Below are 11,110 nucleotides of genomic sequence, written 5' to 3'. Positions count from 1 at the left end.
GGGCCCGGAAGCCGCGTCACGGGCGGGGCGGGGCGGGGCGGGGCGGGGGCGGGGCGGCGGTCAGGACAGGATCAGCAGTCCGGCCAGCAGCGAGGCGGCGTTGGCGGTGCCGGCGGCGAGCCAGGGCAGCGGGTCGCGCGGGCGGAGCCCGGCGAGCGGGCCCAGCAGCAGCGCCTCGACGGCGCAGACCGCGGCCTCGCCGAGCGTGAAGCCCGTCCAGTACGCTGCCGCCGGCCCGTCGGTCCAGTGCCGGAGGGTCCACCAGAGCAGCGGGTGCGTCACCAGGTTGACCAGGACGGCGGCCGCGGCCGCCCGCCCGGGTCGGATCCGCCCCACGCGGACGAGGGCGGCGGTGTAGACGGGCGTCTCGGTCAGCAGGGTGAGGGCGAGGGCCACCGGATAGCGCACGGCGGGGATCGTGCCACGGAGAGGGGGAGCATGGCGACCACGAGCGCGGGCGCGACCACCGGCACCCCCGGCGTCCCCGGCGTCCCCGGCGCCACCAGCGCCACCAGCGCCCCCGGCGCCGCAGGAACCGCAGACGCCGAGGGAACCGCCTGGCCCGCGCCCGGCCCGGCCGCCCGGCCCGGCGTCGCGCCGTTCGCGGGCTTCGCCCTGTCGGCCGTCCTCGCCCTGGCACTGGCGCTGCGGGCGCCGACCGGCCTGGCGGTGCTGGGCCTGGCCGTCTTCGGCCTGCTGCACAACGTGCTGGAGCTGCGTTACGTGGCCGGCCGCTTCGCCGCCGTGCTGACCGGCCCGCTGCTGCGGCTGCTGCTGGCGCTGGTGACCGGCATCGTGCTGTGCCGCCTGCTGCCGCCCTCGCGGGCCGCCCAGTCGGCGGAGGTCCTGCTCGCGTACGGCCTGCTGGCGGCGGCCTGCCGGTACGGGCTGCGCGGCCGTCCCCGGCTGCTGCTCGCGGGCGTGGTGCTGCTGGGGGTGGCCGGCGCGGCCTCGCTGGCGTTTCCCGCGTACCACTTCGTGGTGCTGGCCCATCTGCACAACGTGGTGCCGCTGCTGTTCCTGGCCGAGTGGTCGCGCCGGCTGGCGCGGGGCCGTGCGGCGTTCCTGGCGTTGCAGTCGGCCTGGGTGCTGCTGGTGCCGGCCCTGTTGTTGAGCGGTCTGCTGGACGGGCTGCTGTCCGAGCGCCCCGGTGGCTGGACGGACCGGCTGGCGGCGGTGTACACCCCGCCGGCCCTGCTGACGCCGCAGGCGGGGCTGCGCTTCCTGGCGGTGTTCGCCTTCCTCCAGTCGATGCACTACGTGGTCTGGGTGTGGTTCCTGCCGCGGTACGCGCCGGAGGCGGCGGAGCGCTTCGACGCCCGGGTGCCGGGGCTGCGCGGGGTGCGGGCCTGGGGGCTGGGCGCGGTCCTGGGGCTGCTGCTGGCCCTGTTGTTCGCGGTGGATTACGCCCGGGGCCGGTCGGTGTACGCCGCGTTGGCGAGTTACCACGCCTATCTGGAGTTCCCGGTGCTGCTGATGCTGGTTCTGGGCCCGGGAGCGAACCGGGCGCGAACGGAGGAGGAAGAGTGACGACGATCCGGCTGGCCGACATCGCCCCCTCGCCGACCGGCGGTTCCGGTGGTGAGCTTGTGGTGGTGCTGCTGGTGGCGGCGGCTGTCGTGGCGGGTGCGGTGTGGCTGATCAGGCTGGAGCGCAAGCGGCGCGGCCCGGACGACCGGTGAGCCACGGCATGCACTATGGTTTATCTCGACATCGAGATAACTGCCCTTTACGATATATCTCGACATCAAGATACTTGCCGAGAGGCGCTCGCCGGCGATGCGGGCAAGGTCAGCCTAAGTAAGGGTGACCTTACCACCGCGTGACGGCCGGATATCGCACGAAGCACCCAGAAGGAGTCAGTCGTGTCCGCGAACAGCTTCGACGCCCGCAGCTCGCTGCAGGTGGGCGACGAGTCGTACGAGATCTTCAAGCTCTCCGCCGTCGAGGGTTCCGAGCGGCTGCCGTACAGCCTCAAGGTGCTGCTGGAGAACCTGCTCCGCACGGAGGACGGCGCGAACATCACCGCCGACCACATCCGCGCCCTCGGGGCCTGGGACGAGAACGCCCAGCCGAGCCAGGAGATCCAGTTCACGCCGGCCCGCGTGATCATGCAGGACTTCACCGGCGTGCCGTGCGTGGTCGACCTCGCCACCATGCGTGAGGCCGTCAAGGAGCTGGGCGGCGACCCGGCCAAGATCAACCCGCTGGCCCCGGCCGAGCTGGTCATCGACCACTCGGTCATCGCCGACAAGTTCGGCACCAAGGACGCGTTCACCCAGAACGTCGAGATCGAGTACGGCCGCAACAAGGAGCGCTACCAGTTCCTGCGCTGGGGCCAGACCGCCTTCGACGAGTTCAAGGTCGTCCCGCCGGGCACCGGCATCGTCCACCAGGTGAACATCGAGCACCTGGCCCGCACCGTCATGGTCCGCGGCGGCCAGGCCTACCCGGACACCTGCGTCGGCACCGACTCGCACACCACCATGGTCAACGGCCTGGGCGTGCTGGGCTGGGGCGTCGGCGGCATCGAGGCCGAGGCCGCCATGCTCGGCCAGCCGGTCTCCATGCTGATCCCGCGCGTCGTCGGCTTCAAGCTGACCGGCGAGCTGCCGGCCGGCACCACCGCCACCGACCTGGTGCTCACCATCACCGAGATGCTGCGCAAGCACGGTGTGGTCGGCAAGTTCGTCGAGTTCTACGGCGACGGCATCGGCTCCATCCCGCTGGCCAACCGCGCCACCATCGGCAACATGTCGCCGGAGTTCGGCTCGACCTGCGCGATCTTCCCGATCGACGCCGAGACCATCAACTACCTGAAGCTCACCGGCCGCGACGAGCAGCAGCTCGCCCTGGTCGAGGCGTACGCCAAGGAGCAGGGTCTCTGGCACAACCCGTCGCACGAGCCGGTCTACTCCGAGTACCTGGAGCTGGACGTCTCCACCGTCGTCCCGTCGATCTCCGGCCCGAAGCGCCCGCAGGACCGCGTGATCCTGGCCGAGGCCGCCGAGCGGTTCGCCGAGGCGCTGCCGACCTACTCCGCCGAGGCCTCGAAGCCGACCGCCGTCACCGCCCCCGACGGCTCGTCCTACGAGATCGACAACGGCGCGGTCGTGATCGCCTCGATCACCTCCTGCACCAACACCTCCAACCCCTCCGTCATGCTGGGCGCCGCCCTGCTGGCGAAGAAGGCCGTGGAGAAGGGCCTGCGCGTCAAGCCCTGGGTCAAGACCACCCTGGCGCCCGGCTCCAAGGTCGTCATGGACTACTACGAGAAGGCCGGCCTGCTCCCGTACATGGAGAAGCTGGGCTTCAACCTGGTCGGCTACGGCTGCGTCACCTGCATCGGCAACTCGGGCCCGCTGCCCGAGGAGGTCTCGGCCGCCGTCAACGAGGCCGACCTCGCGGTCGTCTCGGTGCTCTCCGGCAACCGCAACTTCGAGGGCCGGATCAACCCGGACGTCAAGATGAACTACCTGGCCTCCCCGCCGCTGGTGGTCGCCTACGCCCTCGCCGGCAACATGAACATCGACATCACCAAGGACGCCCTGGGCCAGGACGCCGACGGCAACGACGTGTTCCTCGCCGACATCTGGCCGTCCGAGCGGGAGGTCGCCGACACCGTCGCCGGCTCCATCGACGAGGCCATGTTCGACAAGGGCTACCAGGACGTCTTCGCCGGTGACCACCGCTGGCAGTCGCTCCCGGTCCCGACCGGCAACACCTTCGAGTGGGACGCCGAGTCCACCTACGTCCGTAAGCCCCCGTACTTCGAGGGCATGGCCAAGACCCCGAGCCCGGTGACCGACATCGCCGGCGCCCGCGTCCTGGCCAAGCTGGGCGACTCGGTCACCACCGACCACATCTCCCCGGCCGGCAACATCAAGCCGGGCACCCCGGCGGCGCAGTACCTGACCGCCAACGGTGTCGAGAAGCGCGACTTCAACTCCTACGGTTCCCGTCGTGGCAACCACGAGGTGATGATCCGCGGCACCTTCGCCAACATCCGCCTGCGCAACCAGATCGCGCCGGGCACCGAGGGCGGCTACACCCGCGACTTCACCCAGGCCGACGCGCCGGTGTCGTTCATCTACGACGCCTCGCAGAACTACCAGGCCGCCGGCATCCCGCTGGTCGTCCTGGCCGGCAAGGAGTACGGCTCCGGTTCGTCCCGCGACTGGGCCGCCAAGGGCACCGCGCTGCTGGGCGTCAAGGCCGTCATCGCCGAGTCGTACGAGCGCATCCACCGCTCGAACCTGATCGGCATGGGCGTCCTGCCGCTGCAGTTCCCGGAGGGCGAGAACGCCGAGTCCCTCGGCCTGACCGGCGAGGAGACCTTCTCCTTCACCGGCGTGACCGAGCTCAACGAGGGCCGCACCCCGAAGACCGTCAAGGTCAAGGCCGGTGACGTCGAGTTCGACGCGGTCGTGCGCATCGACACCCCCGGTGAGGCGGACTACTACCGCAACGGCGGCATCCTGCAGTACGTGCTGCGCTCGCTCATCGGCTGATCGGGCTCATCGGCTGACCGGGCACGGCGGCCGAGTCCCGCACGGGCCCGAGGAGGGGCCGGACCGCACATCGCGGTCCGGCCCCTCTTTTGCATGCTGCACCGACCGGGCCCGCCCCCTTGTGCGGTGAACGGCAGATGGACTAAACCTCTCTCTCATCTGGTCCAGACCATTTGACGTCGCTTCAGAGAACAGGTCCGGTATGCCCACTCGCGCCTCAGCCCTGCTCGCCGCCGCCACCGTCGCCGCGCTGCTCGCCGCCCCCGCCACCGCCAACGCCGCCGACGGACGGCACGGCCCGAAGCTGAAGGGCCAGCGGGTCGGCTACTTCACCCAGTGGGGCGCCGACAGCTCCGCCAAGCGGGTCCAGGAGTCCGGCCAGGCGGCCAGGCTCACCGTCATCAACTACGCCTTCGGCAACGTCTCCGCCGAGGGCACCTGCTTCGAGAGCAACGAGGCCGGCCAGGGTGACGCCCACAACGACTACCAGCGCTCCTTCTCCGCGGCCGAGTCGGTGGACGGCGTGGCCGACGCCCCGGGCCAGAAGCTGAAGGGCCACTTCAACCAGCTGCGCAAGCTCAAGGCGAAGAACCCCCAGCTGCGCACGGTCGTCTCGCTGGGCGGCTGGAGCTGGTCCAAGTACTTCTCCGACGCGGCCGCCACCCCCGAGGCCCGCAAGAAGTTCGTCTCCTCCTGCATCGACCTCTACCTCAAGGGCGACGTGCCGGTCCTGGCCGGCTCCCCGGAGGGCGGCAAGGGCGCGGCCGCGGGCGTCTTCGACGGCATCGACGTCGACTGGGAGTACCCGGGCGGCGGCGGGGACGCGGGCAACGTGGTCCGGCCCGAGGACGGCCGCAACTTCACCCTGCTGATGCAGGAGTTCCGCGACCAGCTGGACGCCCTGAGCGGCAGGAAGGGCAAGCACTACCTGCTGACCGCCGCCGTGGCCGCCAACGAGACCGTCGCCGACCGGCTCGAACTGCCCCGGCTCAGCGAGTCGATGGACTGGCTGAACGTGATGACCTACGACCTGCACGGTCCGTGGGAGGGCAAGGGCCCGGCCAACCACCAGGCCAACCTGTACTCCGACCCGACCGACCCGGACCCGCGCCGGCGCAGCGCCGACACCGCCGTGACGCACTACCAGGAGCGTGGGATGCCCTCCGAGCAGCTCGTCCTCGGCGCCCCGCTGTACGGCCACGGCTGGACCGGCGTCGCCCCCGGCAAGCGCGGCGGCCTCTTCCAGAGCGCCACCGCGGCCGCGCCCGACCACTCGTACCAGGAGATCAACGCGCTGCCTGGCAAGGTCTACCTGGACCGTGACCACGGCGCGTCCTGGAAGTACGACGGCACCACCTTCTACAGCTACGACACCGCCGAGGTGCTCACCCAGAAGGCGCGGTACACGCGCTGGAACGACCTGGCCGGGGTGATGGTCTGGTCGCTGGACGGCGACGACGCCCAGGGCAGCGCGATCGCCGCGCTGGACCGCGGTCTGCGCCGCGACTGACCGCCCCGCATCCAGGGCCCGCCGCGGACGCACCCGCGGCGGGCCCCCGCTACGCCGTCGGCTGCGCGCGCGGACGTGTACCGTCCCGGCGAGCCGGCCGTGGCGGTGAAGGCCCTTTCGGCGTACGGCCGGTCAGGCCCGGGGGCGGTCCGTCAGGCCCGGTCGCAGGCCTGTGCCCGCAGCGCGCGGGCCAGGTCGTCGCGGCGCTCCAGTACCAGACGGCGCAGCGCCGGCGCGGCCTGCGGGTGCCCGGCCAGCCAGGCGTCGGCCTCGGCCAGGGTCTGCTCGTCGGTCTGGGCGATCGGGAAGAAGCCGCCGACGATCCGCATCGCGATCTCGATGGTCCGGTCGGCCCAGATCCGCTCCAGCAGCTTGAAGTACGGCGCCGCGTAGAGGGCGCTCAGGTCGCGCTGGGAGGGGATCGAGAAGCCCGCGGTGTTGGCCTCGACCAGGGCGCTCGGCAGCTCGTCCGAGTCGATCACGGCCGACCAGGCGGCGGCCTTGGCCTCCGCGGTGGGCCGGGCGGCCAGGCACTGGGTGTGGTGCCGCTTGCCGCTCGCGGTGTTGTCGGCGGCCAGTTCGGCGGCCAGCTCCTCGTCGGCGGCCTGGCCGGAGGCGGCCAGCGCCAGCCACAGCGACCAGCGCAGGTCCTGGTCGACCTCCAGTCCGTCGATCCGGGCGCTGCCGGACAGCAGGCCGCGGACCAGGCCGAGGTGCTCGGCGCCGCCCGCGGTCTGGGCGAGGAAGCGGGCCCAGGCCAGCTGGTGGTCGCTGCCGGGGACGGCTTCGCGCAGCTCGCGCAGGGCGCCGTCGGCGAGCAGCCGGCCGCCCTCGCCGCGCCAGGCCGGGTCCGCGTACAGGTCGACGGCGGTCTTGGCCTGGGCGTGCAGCGACTGGAGCACGCCGATGTTGCCCTCCTGGCCGGCGAACCGCAGCACCAGGGCGACGTAGTCGCGGGCGGGCATCAGGCCGTCCCGGGTGAGGTTCCAGACCGCGGACCAGGTCAGCGCCCGGGCCAGCTCGTCGCGGATGTCGCCGAGGCCGGCGCGCAGGTTCTCCAGCGACTCCTCGTCGAAGCGGATCTTGCAGTAGGTCAGGTCGTCGTCGTTGAGCAGCACCAGCGCCGGGCGGGGCAGGCCGGCGGCCTCGGCGACGACGGTCCGGGCGCCGGTGACGTCCAGTTCGATCCGCCCGGTACGGACCAGGGCGCCGTCGGCGTCCCGGTCGTACAGGCCGACCGCGATCCGGTGGGGGCGCAGCACCTCGCCGTCCTGGAGCACCGCCAGCTCGGTGATCCGGCCCTCGGCGTCGGTGGTGACCTGCGGGGTGAGCGAGTTGACCCCGGAGGTCTGGAGCCAGGCGGCGGCCCAGGCCTTGAGGTCGCGGCCGCTGGTCTCCTCCAGCACCTCCAGCAGGTCGCCCAGCTCGGTGTTGCCGAAGGCGTGGCGCTTGAAGTAGCGGCGGGCGCCCTCGAAGAAGGCCTCGGACCCGACGTACGCCACCAGCTGCTTGAGGACGGAGGCGCCCTTGGCGTAGGTGATGCCGTCGAAGTTGAGCTTGGCGTCCTCCAGGTCCCGGATGTCCGCGGTGATCGGGTGGGTGGTGGGGAACTGGTCCTGCCGGTAGGCCCAGGCCTTGCGCTGGTTGGCGAAGGTGACCCAGGCGGAGGAGTAGCGGGTGCGGGCGCCGATCAGGCCGTAGGAGCCCATGAAGTCGGCGAAGGACTCCTTCAGCCACAGGTCGTCCCACCAGCGCATGGTGACCAGGTCGCCGAACCACATGTGCGCCATCTCGTGCAGGATGACGTTGGCCCGGCCCTCGTACGCGGCGTCGGTGACCTTCGAGCGGAAGACGAACTCCTCGCGGAAGGTGACGCAGCCGGGGTTCTCCATCGCGCCGATGTTGTACTCGGGAACGAAGGCCTGGTCGTACTTGCCGAACGGGTACGGGTAGTCGAACTCCTCGTGGAAGAAGTCGAGTCCGAGCTTGGTGACGCCGAGGATCTCGTCCGCGTCGAAGTACGGGGCCAGCGACTGGCGGCACATCGCGGAGAGCGGGATCTCCAGCGCGGTGCCGTCGGCCAGCTCGCGGCGGTAGTGGTCGCGGGCGACGTGGTACGGGCCGGCGACGACGGCGGTGAGGTAGGTGGAGATCGGCTTGGTCGGCGCGAACTCCCAGGTGCGGCCGCCGTCCTGCTCGGCGGCGTCCTGCCCGGTGCCGTCCTGCTCGGTGACCTTCTCGTGGGGGGCGTTGGACCACACGTTCCAGCCGGCCGGGGCGGTCACGGTGAAGGTGAACGGGGCCTTCAGGTCGGGCTGCTCGAAGTTCGCGAACACCCGGCGGGCGTCGGCCGGCTCGTAGTGGGTGTAGAGGTAGGTCTCGCCGTCCACCGGGTCGACGAAGCGGTGCAGGCCCTCGCCGGTGCGGCTGTAGGCGCAGTTTGCTTCGACGGTCAGCACGTTCTCGGCGGCCAGGCCGTCGACGTGCACCCGGGCGCCGTCGTAGGCGGTGGCCGGGTCGAGGGCTCGGCCGTTCAGGGTGACCGAGCGGACGGCGGGGGCGAGCAGGTCGAGGAAGGTGCCGGCACCGGGCTGGGAGCAGCGGAAGGTGACGGTGGTGGTGGAGCGGAAGGTGCCGGCCGCCCGGTCAGGGGCCGAGGTCACGTCCAGCCGGACCCGGTAGCCGTCCACGGTCAGGATGCTGGCCCGCTGCTGCGCCTCGTCGCGGCTGAGGTTCTTGCCCGGCACGGCGGTACTCCTTTGTCCGGCTCGCACGGTGGTGCGCCTGTGGGTGGTGCGGTCTCGCGCGGGGTGTGCCCCGCGCGCGGGGTCATCCTTTCACGCCGCTCGCCGTCAGTACCATTGCACAGGCCGCCGCGTTCGCGCCGGAATCAGCGGCCCCGGGCGGGTGTTGGCGTTCCGGGGGTGGAACTCCTCCCTGCCCAGGATCGCCTCACGAAGGACACCACCAGTGACGACTGCCACTGAGCGCAAGACCGCCGACTTCTGGTTCGACCCGGCCTGCCCGTGGGCGTGGATGACGTCCCGCTGGATGGTCGAGGTCGAGCGGCTGCGTCCGGTCGACGTGCGCTGGCACGTGATGAGCCTGTCGGTGCTCAACGAGCACCGGGACCTCCCGGAGAGCTACCGGGAGCTGCTGGACAACGCCTGGAGCGCGGTGCGGGTCTGCATCGCCGCCGCGGAGCAGCACGGGCCGCAGGTGCTCGGCCGGCTCTACACCGAGCTGGGCGTGCGCTTCCACAACCAGGGCCTGCCGCAGAACCGGGAGACCATCGAGGCCGCCCTGGTGGCCGCGGGCCTGCCGGCGGAGCTGGCCGACGCGGGCGGCACGGACGCCTACGACGACGCCCTGCGCGCCTCGCACAAGGAGGGCATCACCCTGGTCGGCGAGGACGTCGGCACCCCGGTGATCGCGGTCGAGGGCGCGGACGGCGAGCGGGTGGCCTTCTTCGGCCCGGTGGTCACCCCCGCCCCGAAGGGCGAGGCCGCGGCCCGGCTGTGGGACGGCACCCTGCTGGTGGCCTCCACCCCGGGCTTCTACGAGATCAAGCGCACCCGCACGGCCGGCCCGTCCTTCGAGTGAGCCGTACGTAGTTCCCCGCAGACGCGGCAGGGCCCGGTACCGATCGGTACCGGGCCCTCGCCGTGCGTGGACGGGAAGGTCAGCGCAGGGCGGCGTCCCGGCGCTGCTTGAGCAGCCCGGCGACGGTGAGCAGTGCGACCAGCACGCCGGCCGCGTACAGCTGGTCGCGGTTGCCCTCGGTGGTGGTCATCAGGGCGAGGATGGCGGCCACGGCGGCCATCGCGACCCAGGTGAGGTACGGGTAGCCCCACATCTTCACGGTGAGCAGCTCGGGCGCCTCGCGCTCCAGCCGGCGGCGCATCCGCAGCTGGACGACGCAGATGAACAGCCAGACCACCAGGATCGCCACACCGGTGGTGTTCATCAGCCAGGTGAACACGGTGTCCGGCCAGAACTTGGCCGCCAGCACGGCGCCGAAGCCGAACAGGCAGGAGATCAGCACGGCTCTGCGCGGCACCCCGCCGCTGACCTTGGCCAGCGCCTTGGGGCCCTGGCCGCGGCCGACCAGCGAGTACGCCATCCGGGAGGCGCCGTAGATGTTGGCGTTCATCGCGGACAGCAGCGCGACCAGCACCACCACCTGCATGATCGTTCCGGCGGCGGGCACCCCGAGGTGGCTCAGCACGGTGACGTACGGGCCGTCGGCGACGACCTTCGGGTCCTTCCAGGAGACCAGGGTGACCACCAGGGCCATCGAGCCGATGTAGAAGATCGCGATCCGCCACACCGCGGTGCGCACGGCGTTGGCGACGTTCTTCTTGGGGTCGTCGGACTCGGCGGCGGCGATGGTGACGGTCTCCAGGCCGCCGTACGCGAAGACCGAGGCGAGCAGGCCGATGATCAGTCCGTCGACGCCGTTGGGCAGGAAGCCGCCCTGGCCGGTGAGGTTCGCCGTGCCGGGGGCGCCGGGGCCGATCACTCCGGCGATGCCGAGCCCGCCGAGGACCAGGAAGGCGATGATCGCGGCGACCTTGATCGCGGCGAACCAGAACTCGAACTCGCCGAAGTTCTTCACCGCGGTGAGGTTGCTGGCGCAGAAGAAGGCCATGAACAGGCCGACCCAGACCCAGGCGGAGACGCCGGGGATCCAGCCGTTGACGATCTTCCCGGCGGCGGTGGCCTCGGCGGCGACGCCGCAGCAGAGCATCACCCAGTACATCCAGCCGGCCGTGATCCCGGCCCAGGGGCCGATCTCCTTCTCGGCGTGCACCGAGAACGAGCCGGAGGCGGGGCGGGCGGCGGACATCTCGCCGAGCATTCTCATGATCAGCATGACCAGGAGGCCGGAGAGCACGAACGCCAGGATGATCGCCGGGCCGGCGGCCGCGATGCCGGCGCCGGAGCCGACGAAGAGGCCGGCGCCGATCACGCCGCCGAGGGCGATCATGGACAGGTGGCGCTGCTTCAGGCCGTGCGAGAGCTGCTGACCACCCGACGCCGGGGCCGACGAAGAGGCCGGCGCCGATCACGCCGCCGAGGGCGATCA

The 11,110-nt window shown here is 71.6% G+C and carries 8 protein-coding genes; 5 read left to right on the top strand and 3 right to left on the bottom strand.

Translation table 11 applies throughout. The features are described 5' to 3' along the window. Positions 1-60: 60 nt before the first annotated feature. Positions 61-408, bottom strand: a complete 348-nt coding sequence (locus ACIQOV_RS09775; RefSeq protein ID WP_401046864.1) for a hypothetical protein — start codon at positions 406-408, stop codon at positions 61-63. A gap of 30 nt (positions 409-438) precedes the next feature. Between ACIQOV_RS09775 and ACIQOV_RS09770 the strand changes: the two genes are divergently transcribed. From ACIQOV_RS09770 to ACIQOV_RS09755, 4 genes are all read left to right on the top strand, one after another. Next, positions 439-1,530, top strand: coding sequence for a hypothetical protein (locus ACIQOV_RS09770; RefSeq protein WP_401046861.1), 1,092 nt, complete (start codon positions 439-441; stop codon positions 1,528-1,530). Further along, the gene (locus ACIQOV_RS09765) at positions 1,527-1,682 is read left to right on the top strand and encodes a hypothetical protein (RefSeq protein WP_359909976.1); all 156 of its coding nucleotides are present in this window, start codon (positions 1,527-1,529) and stop codon (positions 1,680-1,682) included. The genes ACIQOV_RS09770 and ACIQOV_RS09765 overlap by 4 nt, the downstream gene beginning before the upstream one ends. Before the next feature lie 183 nt (positions 1,683-1,865). Then, positions 1,866-4,511 carry an aconitate hydratase AcnA gene (acnA, locus tag ACIQOV_RS09760; protein WP_401046859.1) on the top strand — a complete coding sequence of 882 codons (2,646 nt, stop codon included), beginning with the start codon at positions 1,866-1,868 and terminating at the stop codon, positions 4,509-4,511. A gap of 202 nt (positions 4,512-4,713) precedes the next feature. Beyond that, positions 4,714-6,021, top strand: a complete 1,308-nt coding sequence (locus ACIQOV_RS09755) for a glycoside hydrolase family 18 protein (protein ID WP_380546613.1) — start codon at positions 4,714-4,716, stop codon at positions 6,019-6,021. Positions 6,022-6,173: 152 nt separating this feature from the next. On the opposite strand, the gene pepN is transcribed toward ACIQOV_RS09755, so the two are convergent. Beyond that, positions 6,174-8,768: an aminopeptidase N gene (gene pepN, locus ACIQOV_RS09750; protein ID WP_401046856.1), complete on the bottom strand. Its 2,595-nt coding sequence runs from the start codon at positions 8,766-8,768 to the stop codon at positions 6,174-6,176. A 223-nt stretch (positions 8,769-8,991) separates the two neighbouring features. On the opposite strand from pepN, the gene ACIQOV_RS09745 reads away from it, so the two are divergent. After that, positions 8,992-9,624: a DsbA family protein gene (locus ACIQOV_RS09745; protein ID WP_380546617.1), complete on the top strand. Its 633-nt coding sequence runs from the start codon at positions 8,992-8,994 to the stop codon at positions 9,622-9,624. A 79-nt stretch (positions 9,625-9,703) separates the two neighbouring features. Here the strand turns inward: ACIQOV_RS09745 and ACIQOV_RS09740 are convergent, their stop codons facing one another. Then, positions 9,704-11,011, bottom strand: a complete 1,308-nt coding sequence (locus tag ACIQOV_RS09740) for an amino acid permease (RefSeq protein ID WP_401046851.1) — start codon at positions 11,009-11,011, stop codon at positions 9,704-9,706. Positions 11,012-11,110 lie beyond the last annotated feature (99 nt).

The organism is Kitasatospora sp. NPDC091257 (genome assembly GCF_044757675.1).
GTDB classification, from domain to species: Bacteria; Actinomycetota; Actinomycetes; order Streptomycetales; family Streptomycetaceae; genus Kitasatospora; species Kitasatospora lactacystinica.
Note: the sequence above shows the minus strand (reverse complement) of the source record. Positions and strands in the feature narration are given on the sequence as shown.